Source organism: Micromonospora sp. NPDC004704, from assembly GCF_053601675.1.
This window is the reverse complement of sequence record NZ_JBSGCD010000025.1, coordinates 82,175-100,899: the sequence shown is the minus strand read 5'-3', so window position 1 is coordinate 100,899 and position 18,725 is coordinate 82,175. Positions and strand designations below refer to the sequence as shown.

At 71.8% G+C, this 18,725-nt stretch carries 16 protein-coding genes; 7 read left to right on the top strand and 9 right to left on the bottom strand.

The features are described 5' to 3' along the window. Positions 1 to 70 precede the first annotated feature (70 nt). Positions 71 to 466, bottom strand: coding sequence for a MarR family transcriptional regulator (locus ACWEFB_RS27790; RefSeq protein WP_326556657.1), 396 nt, complete (start codon positions 464 to 466; stop codon positions 71 to 73). 175 nt (positions 467 to 641) lie between these two features. Here ACWEFB_RS27790 and ACWEFB_RS27785 point away from each other — a divergent pair, with 175 nt between their 5' ends. Further along, positions 642 to 2,102: an MFS transporter gene (locus ACWEFB_RS27785; RefSeq protein ID WP_452290036.1), complete on the top strand. Its 1,461-nt coding sequence runs from the start codon at positions 642 to 644 to the stop codon at positions 2,100 to 2,102. Between the two features lie 83 nt (positions 2,103 to 2,185). On the opposite strand, the gene ACWEFB_RS27780 is transcribed toward ACWEFB_RS27785, so the two are convergent. Further along, positions 2,186 to 3,340, bottom strand: coding sequence for a glycerate kinase family protein (locus ACWEFB_RS27780; protein ID WP_452290034.1), 1,155 nt, complete (start codon positions 3,338 to 3,340; stop codon positions 2,186 to 2,188). Between the two features lie 67 nt (positions 3,341 to 3,407). On the opposite strand from ACWEFB_RS27780, the gene nadA reads away from it, so the two are divergent. From nadA to ACWEFB_RS27765, 3 genes are all read left to right on the top strand, one after another. Beyond that, a complete protein-coding gene (nadA, locus tag ACWEFB_RS27775; protein ID WP_452290032.1) occupies positions 3,408 to 4,577 on the top strand; it encodes a quinolinate synthase NadA in 1,170 nt (389 codons plus the stop codon). Positions 4,578 to 4,810: 233 nt separating this feature from the next. Next, positions 4,811 to 6,166 (top strand): UDP-N-acetylglucosamine 1-carboxyvinyltransferase, encoded by a 1,356-nt coding sequence (murA, locus tag ACWEFB_RS27770; RefSeq protein ID WP_452290030.1) that lies wholly within the window; start codon positions 4,811 to 4,813, stop codon positions 6,164 to 6,166. A 78-nt stretch (positions 6,167 to 6,244) separates the two neighbouring features. Then, complete coding sequence (locus tag ACWEFB_RS27765) at positions 6,245 to 6,859, top strand: DUF3043 domain-containing protein (RefSeq protein ID WP_452290028.1); 615 nt, start codon at positions 6,245 to 6,247, stop codon at positions 6,857 to 6,859. A gap of 28 nt (positions 6,860 to 6,887) precedes the next feature. Here ACWEFB_RS27765 and ACWEFB_RS27760 read toward each other — a convergent pair whose 3' ends face one another. Both ACWEFB_RS27760 and ACWEFB_RS27755 read right to left on the bottom strand, forming a co-directional pair. After that, positions 6,888 to 7,196, bottom strand: a complete 309-nt coding sequence (locus ACWEFB_RS27760; RefSeq protein ID WP_452290026.1) for an AzlD domain-containing protein — start codon at positions 7,194 to 7,196, stop codon at positions 6,888 to 6,890. After that, positions 7,190 to 7,876: an AzlC family ABC transporter permease gene (locus ACWEFB_RS27755; protein ID WP_452290024.1), complete on the bottom strand. Its 687-nt coding sequence runs from the start codon at positions 7,874 to 7,876 to the stop codon at positions 7,190 to 7,192. Before ACWEFB_RS27755 ends, ACWEFB_RS27760 begins: the two co-directional genes overlap by 7 nt. A 65-nt stretch (positions 7,877 to 7,941) precedes the next feature. On the opposite strand from ACWEFB_RS27755, the gene ACWEFB_RS27750 reads away from it, so the two are divergent. Then, positions 7,942 to 8,505 carry a helix-turn-helix domain-containing protein gene (locus ACWEFB_RS27750; RefSeq protein ID WP_452290062.1) on the top strand — a complete coding sequence of 188 codons (564 nt, stop codon included), beginning with the start codon at positions 7,942 to 7,944 and terminating at the stop codon, positions 8,503 to 8,505. A gap of 6 nt (positions 8,506 to 8,511) precedes the next feature. On the opposite strand, the gene ACWEFB_RS27745 is transcribed toward ACWEFB_RS27750, so the two are convergent. From ACWEFB_RS27745 to ACWEFB_RS27735, 3 genes are read right to left on the bottom strand one after another with little or no spacing between them, the layout of a single operon-like run. Continuing rightward, positions 8,512 to 9,540 (bottom strand): ABC transporter ATP-binding protein, encoded by a 1,029-nt coding sequence (locus tag ACWEFB_RS27745; protein WP_452290022.1) that lies wholly within the window; start codon positions 9,538 to 9,540, stop codon positions 8,512 to 8,514. Then, complete coding sequence (locus ACWEFB_RS27740; RefSeq protein ID WP_452290020.1) at positions 9,540 to 10,361, bottom strand: ABC transporter permease; 822 nt, start codon at positions 10,359 to 10,361, stop codon at positions 9,540 to 9,542. The genes ACWEFB_RS27745 and ACWEFB_RS27740 overlap by 1 nt, the downstream gene beginning before the upstream one ends. After that, on the bottom strand, positions 10,354 to 11,160 hold the full coding sequence (locus ACWEFB_RS27735; RefSeq protein ID WP_452290018.1) for an ABC transporter permease: 807 nt from the start codon (positions 11,158 to 11,160) through the stop codon (positions 10,354 to 10,356). Before ACWEFB_RS27735 ends, ACWEFB_RS27740 begins: the two co-directional genes overlap by 8 nt. A 212-nt stretch (positions 11,161 to 11,372) precedes the next feature. Here ACWEFB_RS27735 and ACWEFB_RS27730 point away from each other — a divergent pair, with 212 nt between their 5' ends. Both ACWEFB_RS27730 and ACWEFB_RS27725 read left to right on the top strand, forming a co-directional pair. Further along, complete coding sequence (locus tag ACWEFB_RS27730; protein WP_452290016.1) at positions 11,373 to 16,451, top strand: hypothetical protein; 5,079 nt, start codon at positions 11,373 to 11,375, stop codon at positions 16,449 to 16,451. A gap of 61 nt (positions 16,452 to 16,512) precedes the next feature. Continuing rightward, positions 16,513 to 17,508 carry an aldo/keto reductase family protein gene (locus ACWEFB_RS27725; protein WP_326556645.1) on the top strand — a complete coding sequence of 332 codons (996 nt, stop codon included), beginning with the start codon at positions 16,513 to 16,515 and terminating at the stop codon, positions 17,506 to 17,508. A 78-nt stretch (positions 17,509 to 17,586) separates the two neighbouring features. On the opposite strand, the gene ACWEFB_RS27720 is transcribed toward ACWEFB_RS27725, so the two are convergent. Together ACWEFB_RS27720 and ACWEFB_RS27715 are read right to left on the bottom strand one after the other, a co-directional pair. Beyond that, entirely contained in the window at positions 17,587 to 18,390 is an 804-nt protein-coding gene (locus ACWEFB_RS27720; protein WP_326556644.1) for a site-2 protease family protein, read from the bottom strand. A 5-nt stretch (positions 18,391 to 18,395) separates the two neighbouring features. Beyond that, on the bottom strand, positions 18,396 to 18,596 hold the full coding sequence (locus ACWEFB_RS27715) for a hypothetical protein (RefSeq protein WP_326556643.1): 201 nt from the start codon (positions 18,594 to 18,596) through the stop codon (positions 18,396 to 18,398). Positions 18,597 to 18,725 lie beyond the last annotated feature (129 nt).

Genomic DNA, 18,725 nt, shown 5'->3' with positions numbered 1-18,725 from the left:
CCAACGCTAGCCCTCTGACCGGCCATTCCCAATGTGGTTCAGATCTAATTGTAGGTCGATGAGGTGCGGGTCACCCGGCTGACGGCACTGCCGCCGCGCCGAGGCTCGCTTCCAGCACCGCCCGCTGCGTGGGCCGGGCCTCTTCCTGACGCTGCCGACCGGTGTCGGTGAGCGTGACGAAGACTCCGCGACGGTCCTGCTCGCAGAGCGCCCGGCAGACCAGCCCGTCGCGCTCCAGCCGGGCGACCGCCCGACTCAACGCGCTCTGACTCAGGTGTACCAGTTCGGCCAGCTCCTGCATGCGCAGTTTGGCCGCCTCGGCGGTGGCGAGCCGGTCGATCACCTCGAACTCGCTCATCCCGAGGCCGTGTCGATCGTGCAGCTCGCGTTCGAGCGCGCAAGAAGCCGCCGCGTACCTGCTGGCGAGCTGGCGCCATTCGGTTACTAGCCGGTCGTCTTCGGACACGTCCGCGATCCTACCAGATGCTCAAGCAAAATGTGTTCATACACTTATTGCTTGTGCATTAGATGCAGACGCAAGTAAGTTGCTGCTCATGGCACTTCCCACAACTCCGACCAAATCCGACAGCGAGCCACCATCCGGGTCATCCGCCCCGGAGAACCCCACCGGCGGGCCGCACATGACCGCCCGTCTGTACGGCACCCTGCTCGTACTCTGTGGCGCGCTCTTCCTCGACGGACTCGACGTCTCGATGGTCGGCGTGGCACTGCCCTCGATCCAGGCCGACCTCGGGCTCACCAACTCGGCCCTGCAGTGGATCGTCAGCGGCTACGTGCTCGGCTACGGCGGCCTGCTGCTGCTCGGCGGGCGGGCCGCGGACCTGCTCGGCCGGCGCCGGGTCTTCCTCTGGGCGATCGGCGTCTTCGCCCTCGCATCCCTGCTCGGCGGCCTGGTCGACGACCCGAACCTGCTGATCGGCACCCGGTTCGTCAAGGGCGTCGCCGCCGCCTTCACCGCCCCGGCCGGCCTGTCGATCATCACCACCACGTTCCACGAGGGCCCGGCCCGCAACCGGGCGCTCAGCTTCTACACCGCCTGCGGGGCCAGCGGCTTCTCCATGGGCCTCATCCTCGGCGGGCTGCTGACCGAGGCCGGGTGGCGGATGACCTTCCTGCTCCCGGCACCGATCGCGCTGGTCATCCTGATCGCCGGGATCAAGCTCATCCCGCGTCACCGGACCGAGCGCCCGGCCGGTGCCGGCTACGACCTCGGCGGCGCGGCCACCTCCACCGCGGCGCTACTGCTCCTGGTGTACGCCGTGGTCGAAGCGCCGAACGCCGGCTGGCTGTCGGCCCGTACGCTCGGGTCCTTCGCCCTGGTGGCGGCGCTGGTCGTGGCGTTCGTGTCGATCGAACGCCGGGTCGCCCACCCGCTGGTACGCCTCGGCATCCTGCGCAACCGGACCCTGGTACGGGCCAACCTGGGCGCGCTCGCGGTGACCGGTTCCTACATCGGGTTCCAGTTCATCGGCACGCTCTACGTGCAGGTGGTGCTCGGCTGGTCGCCGCTGTCCATGGCGCTGGCGTTCCTGCCGGCCGGGCTGATCGTCGCCTTCGGTGGGCCCCGGGTCGGTGGACTGGTCAACCGGTTCGGCACCGCCCCGGTGGTGGCCGGCGGTTTTGTCGCCTTCCTGGCCGCGTACCTGCTGTTCCTGCGGATCGACGGGCAGGCCAACTACGTCGGCGTGATCCTGCCCACGATGCTGCTGCTCGGCGCCGGGTTCGCGCTGGCCTTCCCGACCCTGAACATCCAGGGCACCTCCGGGGTGGCCGACGAGGAACAGGGTCTCGCCTCCGGGCTGGTACAGACCTCGTTCCAGATCGGCGGCGCGATCGCCCTGGCCGGGGTCACCGCGATCCTGGCCAGCGACGCACCGGCACCCGGGCACGTACCGGACTCGTTCTACCCGGCGATCGGGCTGGTCAGCGGGATCGCCGTGTTCGGGCTGCTGATCGCGGCGATCGGCGTACTCGACCGGCGGGGTCGGCACCGGGGCACCCCGGTCGACCGCAGCGGGATGGACCACGTCCCGGCCGACTACAGCCGTACGGAACTGGAGCGCATCGGCCGCGCCGGCTGAGGTTGGGTGAAGAGGAAGGGCCCCTCGACGACGAGGGGCCCTTCCTTACTTACTACGAGACTCACTACGGGACGGACCGGTGGTCAGCGGCTCCACTGGCCGGCGAGGCGGGCGCTGACCGCGCGCAGCCCCTCGGCCGGGCGGGTCATCGCCTGTTCGACCCCACCGTGTTCCTCGCCACCGAAGTGGTCCACCAGGCTGTACGCCTCGGTCACCCCGGCCGCCGCCGCCTCCCGCCGCCCGGTGCTGACCCGGCCGGCGAGCACCACGCAGGGCAGTCCCCGGTCCCGGGCCGCTCCGGCGATGCCGGCGACCACCTTCCCGCGCAGGGACTGGTGGTCGAACGACCCCTCGCCGGTGATCACCAGGTCCGCCTCGTCCAGCGCTGCGGCCAACCCGATCATGTCGGTGACCAGGGCGATTCCCGACTCGCACCGACCGCCCAGGGCGAGGATCGCCGCCCCGAGCCCACCGGCCGCACCGGCACCGGGCAGGGTGGCCAGGTCCGGCGGGCAGGTCGGCAACTCCCGCTCCAGCACACCGGCGAACACCTCCAGGGCGGAGTCGAGCAGGAACACGTCCTCGCGGGAGGCGCCCTTCTGTGGTCCGTACACGTTCGAGGCGCCGTGCAGGCCGGTCAGCGGGTTGTCCACGTCCGTCGCCGCGACCAGTTCCACCTCCCGCAGGCGGGGTGCACCGGCCAGCGCCGAGGCGGTGCCCAGCGCGGCACCCCCGTACGGGAGTGCGTGGCCGAGTTCGTCGATCGGGGCGGCGCCGAGGGCGGCGAGCAGGCCCGCACCGGCGTCGTTGGTGGCCGAGCCACCGAGCCCGATCACCACCCGACGGGCCCCGGACTCGACCGCGGCGGCGATCAGCAACCCGAGCCCGTACGAGGTGGTGATCTTCGGGTCGCGTTCGTCCTCGGTGAGCAGGTGCAGGCCGCAGGCCTGCGCGCTCTCCACGTACGCGGTGGGTACGCCACCGGCGGCGTCCGGGTCGGTGATGAGGATCTCGCCCTGCGCCGGGCGGCCGAGCGGATCGACGGTCGGCACCGCCAGCCGGCGGCCGGCGACCGCGTTGGCGAGCACCTCGACGAAGCCCGGACCGCCGTCGGCCAGCGGTCGGGCGATGGCCTGGTCCCCGGGGGCGGTGTCGTGCCAGCCGGCGATCACGGCGGCGGCCACCTCGGGGGCGGAGAGGGTACCGGCGAATTTGTCTGGACAGATCAGAACCCGCATCACGGCAGTGTGGCAGCCCACATCGGCAGGCGCTGCGGGCGCCCCGCGCTGTGGGAGCATGGAGGGCGTGACTTCGACCTGGGTAGAGCCGTCCAACACCGCTACCGCCCTGCTCCTGCTGGGTCGCGGAACCGACCCGGACAGCGAGCGTGGCGTGGACTGTCCGGGGGAGCTTCCCCCGGCGAGTGACCCGAACCTGGTCGCCCGTGCGACCGCGGCGAAGGCCAAACTCGGCCAGCGGGTGTTCGTGCTCGGCCACCACTACCAGCGCGACGAGGTGATCCAGTTCGCCGATGTGACCGGCGACTCGTTCAAGCTCGCCCGCGAGGCCGCGGCCCGGCCGGACGCGGAGTACATCCTCTTCTGCGGCGTGCACTTCATGGCCGAGAGCGCCGACATCCTCACCACCGACAGGCAGCAGGTGATCCTGCCCGACCTGGCCGCCGGCTGTTCGATGGCGGACATGGCCGCGCTGCCCCAGGTCGAGACGGCGTGGGAGGTGCTGGAGGAGCTGGGCGTCGCGGGTTCGACGGTGCCGGTGACGTACATGAACTCGTCCGCGGACATCAAGGGCTTCGTCGGCCGCAACGGCGGTGTGGTCTGCACCTCGTCGAACGCTGAACGGGCGCTGCGCTGGGCGTTCGAGCGCGGGGAACGGGTGCTCTTCCTGCCCGACCAGCACCTGGGTCGCAACACCGCCGTGCTGGAGCTGGGTCTGGACCCGGCCGACTGCGTGCTCTACGACCCGCACAAGCCGGGCGGTGGGCTCACTGCGGAGCAGTTGCGCGAGGCCAAGATGATCCTCTGGCGCGGGCACTGCTCGGTGCACGGCCGGTTCACTCTGGAGAGTGTGAACGAGGTTCGGACCCGGGTCCCCGGGGTAAACGTGCTGGTGCACCCGGAATGCCGTTACGACGTGGTGACGGCGGCCGACTACGTCGGTTCCACCGAGTACATCATCAAGACCATCGAGGCCGCGCCGGCCGGCTCGGCCTGGGCGGTCGGCACCGAACTGAACCTGGTACGCCGGCTCGCCAACGCCCACCCGGACAAGCAGATCATGTTCCTCGACCGGGCGGTCTGCTACTGCTCGACGATGAACCGGATCGACCTGCCGCACCTGGTGTGGGCGCTGGAGGAGCTGGTCGCCGGCCGGGTTGTCAACCAGATCACGGTGGATCCGGACACCGCGCACCACGCCAAGGTGGCGCTGGACCAGATGCTCGCCCTTCCGTGAGCAGATCCGATTACTTGCAGTAATGGCCGCCGTACCGATAGGCAGTGACGTCCCGATTTCGTGCCATCTAGGTCGGGGTGACCAACGCCATTTCGGTCACGGAGCGCTATGCTGCCCAGGCGACACAGAGCCAGCCGTATCCCCGCGGCTGCGCCCTACGGGCTACGGCCGTGAGTGACGCTCAGCCGCCCCGCACCCCTTACCCGGCAGCATCTATTCCGCTGGAGGTTGCGTTGACCGACGACGTACTGGTCGTGCACGGAGGTACCCCGTTGTCGGGGAAGATCCGGGTCCGCGGCGCCAAGAATCTTGTTTCGAAGGCGATGGTCGCCGCCCTGCTCGGCGACACCCCGAGCCGCCTGTTCGACGTCCCGCGTATCCGCGACGTCGAGATCGTCAAAGGTCTGCTTGAACTGCACGGAGTCCGGGTCAGTGACGGCGCCGAGGACGGCGAGCTGATCTTCGACCCGGCGAACGTGGAGAGCGCCACCACCGACGAGATCAACGTGCACGCCGGATCGAGCCGGATCCCGATCCTGTTCTGCGGGCCCCTGCTGCACCGGCTCGGGCACGCGTTCATCCCCGACCTGGGTGGCTGCCACATCGGCCCCCGGCCGATCGACTTCCACATCCAGGCGCTGCGGCAGTTCGGCGCGGTCGTCGACAAGGCGCCGGAGGGCATGCACCTCACCGCGCCGAGCGGCCTGCACGGCACCAAGTTCGAGCTGCCGTACCCGAGTGTGGGTGCGACCGAGCAGGTGCTGCTGACCGCCGTGATGGCCGAGGGCGTCACCGAGCTGCGCAACGCGGCGGTGGAGCCGGAGATCGTCGACCTGATCGCGATCCTGCAGAAAATGGGCGCGATCATCAAGGTGCACACCGACCGTGTGATCGAGATCCAGGGCGTACCCCGGCTCCAGGGCTACACCCACCGGCCGATCCCGGACCGGATCGAGGCGGCGAGTTGGGCCGCGGCGGCACTGGCCACCGGCGGCGACGTCGAGGTGCTCGGTGCCGAGCAGGTCGACATGATGACGTTCCTGAACGTGTTCCGGTCGGTCGGCGGCGCGTACGAGGTCACCGACGCCCGGCCGCCGAAGCTGGGCTCGGCGGGCCAGGAGGGCGGCATCCGGTTCTGGCACCCGGGCGGCGAGTTGCAGGCGGTGGCGCTGGAGACCGACGTCCACCCCGGCTTCATGACCGACTGGCAGCAGCCCCTGGTGGTCGCGCTGACCCAGGCCCGGGGCCTGTCGATCGTGCACGAGACCGTGTACGAGCAGCGCCTGGGCTACACCGAGGCGCTGAACAAGATGGGCGCCACCATCCAGGTCTACCGCGACTGCCTGGGCGGCACCCCGTGCCGGTTCGGCCGGCGCAACTTCAAGCACTCCGCGGTGATCGCCGGCCCGAGCAAGCTGCACGCGGCCGACCTGGTCATCCCGGACCTGCGGGCCGGGTTCAGCCACCTGATCGCCGCACTGGCCGCCGAGGGCACCTCCCGGGTGTACGGCGTCGACCTGATCAACCGCGGGTACGAGGACTTCGAGGCGAAGCTCTCCGCCCTCGGTGCCCACGTAGAACGCCCGTAGCAGCACATACGGCGTAGTCGCTGACGCCTCCCGCACCGTGATGTGTGGGAGGCGTCAGCCGCCCGCTACCCTTCATCCGTGCCGTCGTTGTTTCGCCGTAAGCCCACCGACCTCGTCGAGGAGAACGTCACCGCGGTGACGACCGACGAGGCGACCGATGCCGCCCGCCCCAGGGGCTACACCCCCAGCAAGAAGGAGCTCGGCAAGGAGACGCCGAAGCGCCCGAGTGCGGGGCGTCGAGCGGGCGCCGTGGAGACCCGTCCACCGGCGAACAAGCAGGAGGCGCGGGAGCGTCGTCGGGCCGCACGGGCCGAGGCGGCGGCCGAGTTCCGTCGCGAGGGTGGACCCCGTGACCGGGGACCGGAGCGGGTGCTGGCCCGTGACGTGGTCGACTCCCGCCGTACGATCGGCACCTGGTTCTTCGGTGGTGCCCTGATCGTGCTGATCGGTTCGTCGGCCGCGATGCCGGATCCCGTACGCCTGATCTCGAACCTGCTCTGGGGTGCGCTCGCCATCGGCGTGGTGATCGACTCGATCCTGATCTCACGGCGGATCAAGAAGCTGGTCACCGAGCGGTTCCCCAAGTCCGAGCTGCGGATGGGTTCGCTCTACCTCTACGCGATCATGCGTTCGATCACGTTCCGCCGGATGCGCGCACCCACTCCCCGCGTCAAGATCGGCGACAAGATCTAAACCCGCTCGGGTTGCGTCGGGCGGAGCCTCAGGCGACGCCGAGCAGGCGGAGTACGGCGGTGGTGCCGGCCGCGGCGACCACCACCAGTACGAACGGTGCCCGGCGTACGGCGAGTGCCAGGCCGACCAGTACGCCGGCCGGGCGGGCGATGCCGGCGAAGGCACCGCCCTCGGTGAGCGCCGCCGTGGCGGCCAGTGCGGCGAGCATGGTGGCGGCGGCGATCGGGAGCAGTCGGGCCAGCCAGTCCGGCAGGTCGGCCCGTTCCCGCAGCACCACACCGGCGAGCCGGAACGCGTAGGTGCCGACGGCCAGGGCCAGGATCACCGCGATCAGCATGGCCGTACCGGCTTGCGTCGGGGCAGGGCGAGTACGCCGAGCCCGCCCAGGGCCAGCAGTACCGGCAGACCGGCCGGCAGGACCGGGGTGAGCAGTACGGCGGCCAGTGCCCCGACCACCGCTACCCGGCGGGTGTCCGGGTCCCGCAGGACGGGCAGCAGCAGGGCGAGCAGACCGGCCGGGAAGGCGGCGTCCAGGCCGAGCCGGTTCGGGTCGCCGGCGATCCCACCGAGCAGCACACCGAGCACGGTTCCGGCGTTCCAGGCGAGGAAGAGCAGCACCCCGGCCAGCCAGTACGCCCGCCGTCGGGCGGCACCCTCGGGCCGGGCGAGGGCGAACGCGGTGGTCTCGTCGGTCATCAGGTGGGCGCCGACGATTCGGGACGGCCAACTCGTACCGAGGGTGTCGCCGAGGGTGAGCCCGAACGGCAGGTGCCGGGCGTTGAGCAGGAGTCCGGCGAGTACGGCGGCGAGCGGGTTGCCGGCGGCGACCAGCCCGACGGCCATGAACTGCGCCCCGCCTGCGTAGAGCACGGTGGACATGGTGATCACGGCCCAGACCGGCAGCCCGGCGGCGAGCGCGATCGCGCCGAAGGAGGCGCCGACCGCGATGATCGCCACGCTGAGCGCGCCGATGTCGCGCAGCAGTGCGCGGTCGGTTGTTCGGTCTACCGTACGCATGGTTCAGAATAATGAACGCCGTGCCCGCGTTCGTCAAACCGAACAGCCTGACCGATGGAGCGAACATGCCACCGTCCCAACCCAGCTCGCCCGTGGCCACCATCGCCGCCGCCCTGCGCCGGGAACGGGAACGCGCCGGGATCTCGCTCACCGAACTGGCCCGCCGGGCCGGCATCGCCAAGTCGACGCTCTCCCAGCTCGAAGCCGGGACCGGCAACCCCAGCGTGGAAACGGTCTGGGCGCTCGGCGTCGCACTGGAGGTGCCGTTCAGCCGGCTGGTCGAGGAACCCGCCCCGGCGGTACGGGTGGTCCGGGCCGGTGACGGCAGCGGCATCCGCTCGGAACAGGCCGACTTCACCGGCACCCTGCTCGCCGCCGGCTCGACCCGCGCCCGGCGCGACATCTACCTGCTCACCCTCGAACCCGGTGCCGTACGCGAGGCGACCGCGCACATCCCCGGCAGCATGGAACACCTGGTGGTCGGCGCCGGACGGCTGCGTACCGGACCCGCCTCGGCGCCGGTGGAACTCGAACCGGGCGACTACGCCGCCTTTCCCGGCGACGTACCGCACCGCTACGAGGCGCTCGCCCCGGGCACCTTCGCCGTGCTCGTCATGGAGCACCCGTGAGCGGGCTCAGGGAGCACCCGTGAGGTCGGACCGGGTAACCGACTCCGGCGCCTGGAGTGGGATGACACCGGGCGGGGCGGGGGTCTGGTAGAGGCGGCGGACCACGTCCTCGATGTCCGGCTCGACGATCGCGATGTCGCGCAGGGTGGTAAGCCCGGCCAGCCGGGCCACCACCTCCCCCGCGGTCGCCGACTCCAACTCGAAGACCAGCCGCCGACCGTCCGCCTCGATCCGCCGCACCGGCGCACCGGGCAGGGCCGGCGGATCGGCCAGCGGTTCGTCCAGGTCGACCACGACCAGGCGGCGCGAACCGTACCGGGCGTGCAGCGCCTCGATGTCGCCGTCGTGCACCACCTGACCGTGATCGATCACCACCAGCCGGCGGCAGAGGCGTTCGATGTCGGCCAGGTCGTGGGTGGTGAGCACCAGGGTCGTGTCCCCGGCCCGGCCCAGGTCACCCAGGAACTCCCGGACCGCCTGCTTGCTCACCAGGTCCAGGCCGATGGTCGGCTCGTCCAGGAAGAGCACCTCCGGCCCGTGCAGCAGCGCGGCGGTCAGCTCACCGCGCATCCGCTGCCCCAGGGAGAGTTGCCGGACCGGGGTGTCGAGGAACTCGTCCAGGTCGAGCTGGGACCGGCAGCGGCGCAGCCGGGCGGCGTGCTCGGCGGGTGGCACCCGGTAGATGTGCCGCAGCAGGTCGAACGAGTCCCGCAGCGGCAGATCCCACCAGAGCTGCGAACGCTGGCCGAACACCACCCCGATACGCAGCGCCAGCCGGGTCCGCTGCGCCACCGGGGTCAGCCCGCAGACGCGTACGTCGCCGCCGGAGGGCATCAGCACACCGGTGAGCATCTTCAGGGTGGTCGACTTGCCGGCCCCGTTCGGTCCGATGTAGCCGATCATCTCGCCCCGGGCCACCACCAGGTCCACCCCGTCGACCGCGGCGACGACCTTCCTCATCCGGCGCAACCGGCCGGTCTTCACCCGTACCGTGAACTCCTTGCGCAGTCCGCGCGCTTCGATGACGTCGCTCATCAGGACCCCGTACTCCGGTAGTGTCTGATGCCACCGCGCCACGCGGCGGCGGCGCCGACGGCGGCCAGCCCCGCGACGCCCGGCGCGGCCCAACCGACCCAGCCCGGCAGGCCCAGCGGGTCGGCCCGGCCCAGCAGCGCCAGCGCCGGGTGGTAGGCCACGAAGGCAAAACCCAGGCCGTACGCGAAAATCGCGCGGAACCATCCACCGTAGACGGTGATCGGATACGAGGTGAAGTCCCGACCACCGTAGGTGAACGCGTTGCCAACCTGGCCCGAGTCGATCCACCAGAACGCCAGGGTGGCCGAGGCGACGAAGATCGAGGCGAAGAAGACGGTCCCGGCCAGCGGGGCGACCACCACCAGCACGACCCGCCCCGGAGTCCAGTCGATGTCGGCCGCGGCCAGCGCCACGACCAGCACGGCGAGCCCGAACGCCGCCCGGGACAGCTTGCGCAGCGGCAGGTCCATCAGCAGCAGTTGCGGCAGGGCGCCGAGCGGGCGTACCAGGACCGCGTCCATCAGCCCGGTCCGGACATACTGCTGGACCCGTTCGATGTTGCCCACGGCCAGGTCGGCGGTGGCGAAGGAACAGGCGGACAGCCCCACCATCACCATCGCCTCGCGTACGTCGAATCCGCCGAGGATCCGGGTCACCTGGAACAGCACCAGCACCGTGACCACGTCGAAGACGGTGGCGCCGACGTTGCTGACCAGGTCGAGCGCGAACGAGGTCCGGTACGACGCCTGCGACCGCGCCTGCCCGCGCAGCAGGGCCAGGTAACCCGCGCCCGGTCCGGCCGGGTTTTCCCGTTCACCCACCCTGCACCACCAGTCGCCGCTCGGCCCGCCGCTGCACCGCGTAACAGGCGTACAGGAGCACCCCGACCCAGACCACCTGTACGCCGACCAGACCGACCTGCACCGCCGGACGGTCGCGTTCGGTCACCACGTCGAGCGAGGTCTGCATCAGGCTCGGGAACGGGGTGGCCAGCCACAGCGGCACGCTGATCCACTCCGGCAGGAAACGCAGCGGGAAGTAGAGACCGGCGAGTACGCCGGAGGCGAGGGTCCAGAGCACCATCGGCCCGCGTACGTCCTCCAGCCAGTAGGCGGTCGCGTTGACCAGGTAGCGGCAGCAGAACGAGAGGACCACGGCGACGAGCGTCGAGACCAGGAAGAGCGGGGTGGTGTACCAGCGGCTCGGGAGGTAGACGTCGAAGAAGATCGGGCCGGTGAGCACCGGCGGGACGAACCGGGTCAGCATCGCGTACGCCGCCCGTCCGAGGTCGGTGGCGAGGTAGCTGACCACCGGATGGACCGGCCGGAGCAGGTCGGTGGCGATGTCCCCGGTCCGGATCCGATCAGCCAGGTCGGTTCGTTCCCAGAGTCCCACCACGGCGAGCAGTCCCTGCCCGACCCAGACGAAGGTGGCCAGTTGCGCCGGATCGTAACCGGCCGCCGGGCCGCCGACCCCGGTGGCCACGGCGAGCAGTACGTAGCACCGGAGGAAGCCGAAGACGGTGTTGGTGAAGGCTCCGGCGAACGTCGCCTGTCGGTACGTCGAATAACGACGGTACCCTGATCCTGTTATCGCAGTAAATGTCCGGAACAAGGACATGATGTTTCTACTGATCGGTGGTGCCGCAGTGGCGGTGACCGAGCCCACGCCGTTACCCTCCTTCCGCGACCACGCTGCAGCGAGCCGGGCGACTTTACCCGGCGCCCCCGGCTGCCCAGTGAGAATTTCCGACGAGGTGACACCGCCGTGATTGAGCGCCGCGAGCCGTTCCACCGGCCGCGCCGCGCCCCCCGCCGGAACGGGGTCGGATCATGACGGATCGCTACCGGGACCGGTGGGGAGACCCGCCCGAGCCCTCCTGGATGGGTGAACCGACCACCGAGTGGCAGGCCGCCTTTCCCGGCCAGCGGTATCCGGGCGACCCCGGACCGAAGCGACCACCGCAACGCCCAGCGGCCAGTGGCCGCGCCTCGGTCGTCTCCGGCCGGGCCGGGGTCTACCCGTCCGACGGACCATCGTCGCACCCCGACGAGGCGAACCCGTCCCATTTCTCCGGCCAACAGGCGGGTCGTGGTCCGGCCTCGGGCCACGGACAGTCGTCCGGGCACGTCTCCCAGGGTCACCGCCCGACCTCGACCTCCGACACCCCACCCTCCCGGTACGGTCAGCAGCCCGAGAACGGTCCACCTTCGAGGCACGGCCAACATCCGGACCACGGCCAGCCCTCCCGGCACGGCCCGCCCTCGGGCCACGGCTCACCGTCCGGGCACGGCCGGCAGTCGGACCACGCCCCCTCCGCATGGCACGACTCGTCCTCTTCCCGGCACGACTCGTCCTCACGGCTTGACCCGTCCTCTTCCCGGCACGACTCATCCTCACGGCTTGACTCGTCCTCTTCCCGGCACGACACCTCGTCCTCGCGGCACGACCCGTCCCCTTCGCGGCACGACCGGCAGCCGGTCCAGGGCGGCGATCGCGGGCAGGACCAGCCGTCCGGGTACGGCCAGGCGGGCGAGCGGGGGCAGTATCCGACCACGGACAGCCGGCGCCCGGCCCAGGACGGGTGGGGGACGACGCCACCCGCACCCGACCGGGCCGAACACTGGGGCGGGCCCCTTCCGCCGGCTCGTCCGGTCGGACCCGCGCGCCCGGTCGGACCCACTCACCCGGTCAGCCCGGCCCACCCGGTCGGCTCCACTCATCCGATCAGCCCCGCGCACCCGGTCAGCCCCGCCCACCCGGTCAGTCCCGCCCACCCGGTCGGTTCGGCTCGTCCGGTCAGCCCGGCCCACCCGGTCAGCCCGGCGCACCCGGTCAGCCCGGCGCACCCGGTCAGCCCCGCCCATCCGGTCAGTCCCGCCCATCCGACCGGTCCCGCCTACCCCGGTGGCCAGAATCGTGGTGGGGCGGGCGGTCCCGGGCGCGGCGGACCGGGCGGCTCGGGGCACGGCGAGTACCGGGCGACCGACCGACCCGACCAGCGCTACCAGCAGGATCGGGGCCGCCCCGGCGGGTACGACTCCGAGACGTACGAGCGGGACCGGGAGGCGCGGGAGCGCCAGCCGTACCGGCCGGGATCGGAAGCGGCGTGGAGCGGGCAGGGTCCGGAAGCAACCTGGAGTGGGCCGGGTCCGGTTGCGCCGTACGACCGGTCCGGCGGTTGGCGACCGGACTCCGCGCCGGAGGAAACCCAGGCCCTGCCCGGCCGCCGCCCGTCGTCGGCCGACCGCCGGTTCGACAACTCCGAGGGACCGGGCCGCACCCAGCCGAGGGGCTGGTCCGCACCGGACGCCCAGGTCCCGATCGGTCCCGGTGGCATAGCCCGGCCGGGCCGGAGCGACGGCCCAGCCGAGCGGCCGAGCCGGGGCGAGCCGGGTTACCCGCCCGGTGCCGAACCACCGCGCCGGCAACCGCCGAACACCGGCCGTCCGGAGCATGAACCCGTACCGCCGCACGACCGGTGGGCCGGACCGGGTCCGGACAACGGCTGGTCCCCCGACCGTGGTCCCGCCGTACGCCAGGACCAGCCGCCGACGCGCGACGGTTACCGGTCGTCCGACTCCGGTACCGGTCGCCCGCCGATGACCGAAGCCGGCCCGACCGCCGGCCGCCCCGGCACGCCGACCCGGCCCGACCGTCCCGCCGAACACATTCGGCCCGGTCCAGACCGGCCGACCGACCACACCCGCCCGAGCCAGGAACGACCGACTGACCACACCCGCCCGAGCCAGGACCGACCGGTCGAGCAGGGGCGCGGTGCCCATGACCGGCCGACCGAGCAGGGACGACCCACCCAGGACCGGCCGGTCGAGTACACCCGTCCGGACCAGGAGCGACCGGTCGGGCAGGGGCGCTCCGCCCACGACCGGCCGGTCGAGCAGGGACGGCACGGCCAGGTGCCGCCCGGACAGGGCTGGCCGCTCGCCGAGGCGGTGCCGCCGTACCGGACGCCGGACCGGGCGACCGCACCCACCTCCGGTCCGCCGGTGGTGAACGAGCCGCTGCCGAGCGGTGCCGACCTGTTCACCCCCAAGCGCGAACGGCAGCACCAGGCTCCCGAGCCGGCACCGGCTGAACAACCGACGCCGTCGCAGCGCACCGGTGGCCCGGCCGAGGACCGCGACTCCACTCCGGGCTGGCCGCCGACGACCGCCGACGACAAGGCGACCGCCCACCCCGTTTCGCCGAGCGGGCCGGAGGAGCACGACGATTCGCCGCGTACGCCGGTCTCCGCCCCGCCGGCCGCCGGACTGCGCCTGGAATTCCTCACCGCGCCGCCACCACCGACCCCACCCCGACCCGCTCCGGTCGAGCCCGCACCCGTCGAGCCCCCCGCACCCGTGGTTCGGCTCGATCCCGCCCCACCACCGGCCACCGTGCCGGCGCCGACCGCGCCCCCGCCCACACCGCCTTCGGCACCGGCGCCGCCACCGCAATCGGCATCGGCATCGGCATCGGCATCGGCATCGGCGGAACTTGTGTCGCCGGGGTCGGTGCCGGACGCCGGCGCGGGCCGGGATGCCGAAGCCGCCGCCACGCTGTCCGCCGGGCCTGCGGTGCCGGAGTCCGGCCCGGTGGTCGGGGCACAGCCGTCGGAGCCGACCTCGACCGGTCTGCCCGACGCCGCACGACCGAGCGACCCCGACCGGGTGCCGGATCCGCTCACGGGTGCGACCCCCGCTGCCCTGCCGACCGGCACGCCGCCCGCTCCCTCGACACCCCCTGCTCCCTGGCCGCCACCCGCTCCTGCCCGGACCGATGACGCCGCCGCAGTGACGGCTCCGTCCAGCGGCACCATAGGGACGGCAGCGTCCACCAGCAGCACGGCGACGGCAGCGTCCACCGGCGGCACGGGAACAGCGTCGTCCACCGGCGGCACGGAGGCGGCACCCGACCACGAGCCGAGGACGGATGGCCGCTCCCCCGGTGAGTCGGCAACAGGCGTCCACACTCCCCGTGAATCGGCAACAGCCGTCCACGCTCCGGGCGGATCGGCGGCGGGTGTCGGCGGACCGGCCGGGGAATCGGCGGTCGCCGACGGCATCCGCGTCGACGCGCTAGCGGGCGATTCCGCTCCGGTGACGCCCGGCGGGACCGCGTCCGACGTACCGGCCGGTCCGATCGCCGGCACGACCCGCCCGGTATCGGCGGACCCGGCCGGCACCGACGGGGAAAAGGGGGCACCGACCGACCCGGGCGTCAACGGGTCCACCGCGGACCATGCGGCGGTCGGACCGTCGACGGGGCAGGTACCGGGCGATGCGCCGACCGGACCCGCGGGCGACGCCGGCGCACCGGTGCAGGGCTCGACCGACGAGGGAGGTCCGGCCGACGGCGGGTACCCGGCCGAGGGCCCGCTGCCGGAGGATCCGGTGCCGGTCTCCGGTCCGCCGCTCGCCACCGCTCCCCCGGGCTCACCGGTTGCCGAGGCCAGCCCGGACACCGTGCTGCCCGCACCGGAGGGCCCGGCGGCGGGTGCCGCGACGGCACTGCGGGCGCCGACCATGCTCACCCCGATCATCTCGCCGGAGGAGCCGACACCGGACGAGGCTCCGGCCGAGGAGGAGACGCCCGAACCGCCGCCCCCGGACCCGGAGCAGGTGCTCTCGGCGTACCGGTGGCGGTTCCACCACGAGACCCTGCGAGAGTTGGTCGAGGATCCCGACGAGTTGCGGGCGATCCGGGACCGGCTGACCGAGAAGGTCGATCCGGCGCAGGACAACCGGACCCGGGCACGGCTGCTCAGCCTGCGCGCGGTGGTCTCCCGGATCCTCGGCGACCTGGGCAAGGCGCTCGCCGACGGCAAGCTCGCCCTGGGGCACGCGGAGGCCACCGGCGAACTGCGGCGGATCGCCATCGCCCAGGCCCGGCTGGCGCACGTGTTGCAGTGGCGCGGCGACTTCGCCGAGGCCGACCGGCTGTTCGAGGAGGCGAACTCGTCGGAGTTGCCGGACCGGCTGCGCGCCACCATGCACGAGCACGCCGGCCGATCCTGCTACGACCAGGGCCGGTACATCGAGGCGTGCAACCACTTCGAGAAGGCGCTGGAGCTGCGCAAGGTCGAGGACCCGGACCTGATCGCCCGTACCGAACTCGCGCTGGACGCGGTGTTCAGCAAGGTGGCACAGCAGGGCTGGGGACCGTACCCCCGGGAGAGGGACGAGATCCTCCAGGTGCACCGGCCGCCGGTGCCAACGTTCAGTGAACGGATGCAGCGGTGGGGCTACACCACACCGGAGGGCGAGTCCGCGATCGCGCCGAGCTACGCCGACGCCCAGCCGTTCCACGACCGGGTGGCCTGGGTACGCCGACCGGAAGCCCGCGCCTGGGAGCTGATCGACGAGTCCGGTGAGCTGCTCATCGGGGCGAACGCCGGTTACCTCGGCGTCGGTTCCTTCGCCGACGGACTGGCCTGGGTCTCCCGCGACGGTACCGGCGGATGGATCGCCGTCGACAAGAACAACCAGGTGGTGATCGGGCAGGGCTGCGACGACGTACGGCCGTTCCGTCGGGGCATCGCCGCGATCCGGCGCGGGGGCTGGGGTGCGGTCGACAAGACCGGTCGGGAGGTCCTGCCGACCCGGTACGCGGCATTCGCCACCGCCCTGACCGACGGGCGCTACGTCGAGGGGTTCACCGACGAGGGACTCGCGATCGTCGACCTCGGCGGGCGCAAGGGTGTGGTCGACCGGACCGGTCGGGTGATCGTGTCACCGGCGTACCCGGCGATGGTGATCCACCCGGTGGCGTTCCTGATCGCCACCCCGGACAGCCAGTGGGGCGCGCTCGACCGGCGTGGGGAGTTGCTGATCGACCCGGTCCACCCGAGCCGCAACGACGTGATGGACGAGATCGACCGGCTGCTGGCGGACACCAAGCCGGTGCTCTGACCTGTCGGCGACCCGGCTAGTCGATCATTGAAACGATATCGGCAGAGGTTAGGGTCTTGGCATGGACTTCCGACACCTTGGCCGTTCCGGTCTCCAGGTCAGCGAGATCTCGTACGGCAACTGGATCACCCACGGCTCGCAGATCGAGGAGGACGCCGCCCTGGCCTGCGTCCAAGCCGCTCTGGATCACGGAATCACCACGTTCGACACCGCCGACGTCTACGCCGGCACCCGCGCCGAGTCCGTGCTCGGTCGCGCCCTGCAGGGCCAGCGCCGGGAGGGGCTGGAGATCCTCACCAAGGTCTACTGGCCCACCGGTCCCGGCCCGAACGACCGGGGTCTGTCCCGCAAGCACATCATGGAGTCGATCAACGGCTCGCTGCGCCGGTTGCAGACCGACTACGTCGACCTGTACCAGGCCCACCGGTACGACTACACCACGCCGCTCGAGGAGACGATGGAGGCGTTCGCCGACGTCGTACGCTCCGGCAAGGCCCTCTACATCGGGGTGTCGGAGTGGCGCGCGGACCAGATCCGCGAGGCGTACGAGCTGGCCCGGCAGTTGAAGATCCACCTGGTCTCCAACCAGCCGCAGTACTCGATGCTGTGGCGGGTGATCGAGGGCGAGGTGGTGCCGGCGAGCGAGGAACTCGGCATCGGTCAGATCGTCTTCTCCCCGATGGCGCAGGGTGTGCTCTCCGGCAAGTACCTGCCCGGCCAGCCGCCGCCGGCCGGCTCCCGGGCCACGGACGAGAAGTCCGGGGCGTCGTTCATCGCCCGGTTCATGACCGACGAGGTGCTGTCCACCGTCCAGCAGCTCAAGCCGCTGGCCGACCAGGCCGGGCTGAGTCTGGCCCAGCTCGCGGTCGCCTGGGTGCTCCAGAACCCGAACGTGTCGTCGGCGATCGTCGGCGCGACCCGCCCGGAGCAGGTCGCGGACAACGTCAAGGCGGCCGGGGTCAAGCTCGACGCCGACCTGCTCAAGGCGATCGACGAGATCGTCTCGCCGATCACCGAACGGGACCCGGCCAAGACGCAGAGCCCGGCCCGCCCGTAGTCGTGCCGTCCCGGCACCCGCTCTCGCGGCGGGTGTCGGGACGCCGTCACGGACGCGTCGCCGTCACGGCAGGACGGGTCACATCCAGTCCTGCCAGAACCGGATCAGGTCGTAGCCGGCGGCGTAGAGCGGGCTGGGCAGGCCGATCCAGTCGCCGACGGTGAACACGACGGAGAAGAACCAGTTGCTGATCCGCGGGTTCCAGAGCAGGGCGAACAGCAGCAGGAAGCCGTACGGGGCCATCAGGTCGTAGCCGCGCCGCCACTGCGGTGAGAGCCACGGGTAGAGCATGTTGCCGCCGTCCAGCCCCGGCACCGGCAGCAGGTTGAGCACGCTCGCGGTGAGCTGGAGAAAGCCGAGCAGGGCGACCCCGGCCCAGAACTCGGGGTGCGCGCCGATGTCCAGGGTGAACGCGAACGGCAGGACCAGGACCAGGGCGAAGAGGACGTTGGTCGCCGGACCGGCGAGGCTGACCAGGGTGTGCCGCAGCCGTCCGGGGATCTGGTGGTGGTCGACCCAGACCGCCCCGCCGGGCAGGCCGATGCCGCCGAGCAGGACGATCACCACCGGGAAGACGATCGACAGCAGCGGGTGGCTGTACTTCAGCGGGTTGAGGGTGAGGTAGCCGCGGTGGGCCACTCCCCGGTCCCCGGCGCGGAAGGCCACGATCGCGTGGGCGTACTCGTGCAGGCAGAGGGAGACCAGCCAGCCGGAGACGACAAAGAGGAACACGTCGAACCGGACGTTGCCGAACTGGTTCCAGCTCAGTACGCCGCTGGTCACGAAGAGGGCGACCAGGGCCAGGAAGATGGGGCTCGGCCGGAACGCCTCCCTGGGCACCCCGAGTACGAGCCGTTCGCGGCCCGAGTGTTCGAAGCCCATCAGACTCACTCGGCGACCGGTTGCAGGCTCATCCGGTACTCGACCCGTTCGTCCTCCAGCAGGATCACCGTGGTCACCCCGGACGCGGAAAGTTCGCGCCAGGCCTGGCCGATCCAGGACTCGGCGTCGGCTTGGCTGCCGAACGTCTCGTCCGGCCCGCTCACCGCCTGGCCGTCCGTGCCCTCGTACCGCCAGCTCCACGGCATCTTGCGTCTCCCCTCACCGATGTCCCCGACGGACCCCGCCAGCCTAGCCGTCCGGCGGCGACCGTCGATCGCCCGCAGCGGGGCCCCACCCGCCCCCACACCACCTGGCACAGCCGGGCCACCCGCGAT

What these genes read in the sequence shown, in the direction of transcription:
- ACWEFB_RS27785 (WP_452290036.1), top strand. Translation starts at nt 642, where the DNA reads ATGACCGCCCGTCTGTACGGCACCCTGCTCGTACTCTGTGGCGCGCTC.
- ACWEFB_RS27780 (WP_452290034.1), bottom strand. Translation starts at nt 3,340, where the DNA reads ATGCGGGTTCTGATCTGTCCAGACAAATTCGCCGGTACCCTCTCCGCC.
- ACWEFB_RS27760 (WP_452290026.1), bottom strand. Translation starts at nt 7,196, where the DNA reads ATGCTGATCGCGGTGATCCTGGCCCTGGCCGTCGGCACCTACGCGTTC.
- ACWEFB_RS27755 (WP_452290024.1), bottom strand. Translation starts at nt 7,876, where the DNA reads ATGCGTACGGTAGACCGAACAACCGACCGCGCACTGCTGCGCGACATC.
- ACWEFB_RS27750 (WP_452290062.1), top strand. Translation starts at nt 7,942, where the DNA reads ATGCCACCGTCCCAACCCAGCTCGCCCGTGGCCACCATCGCCGCCGCC.
- ACWEFB_RS27745 (WP_452290022.1), bottom strand. Translation starts at nt 9,540, where the DNA reads ATGAGCGACGTCATCGAAGCGCGCGGACTGCGCAAGGAGTTCACGGTA.
- ACWEFB_RS27735 (WP_452290018.1), bottom strand. Translation starts at nt 11,160, where the DNA reads ATGTCCTTGTTCCGGACATTTACTGCGATAACAGGATCAGGGTACCGT.
- ACWEFB_RS27730 (WP_452290016.1), top strand. Translation starts at nt 11,373, where the DNA reads ATGACGGATCGCTACCGGGACCGGTGGGGAGACCCGCCCGAGCCCTCC.
- ACWEFB_RS27725 (WP_326556645.1), top strand. Translation starts at nt 16,513, where the DNA reads ATGGACTTCCGACACCTTGGCCGTTCCGGTCTCCAGGTCAGCGAGATC.
- ACWEFB_RS27720 (WP_326556644.1), bottom strand. Translation starts at nt 18,390, where the DNA reads ATGGGCTTCGAACACTCGGGCCGCGAACGGCTCGTACTCGGGGTGCCC.
- ACWEFB_RS27715 (WP_326556643.1), bottom strand. Translation starts at nt 18,596, where the DNA reads ATGCCGTGGAGCTGGCGGTACGAGGGCACGGACGGCCAGGCGGTGAGC.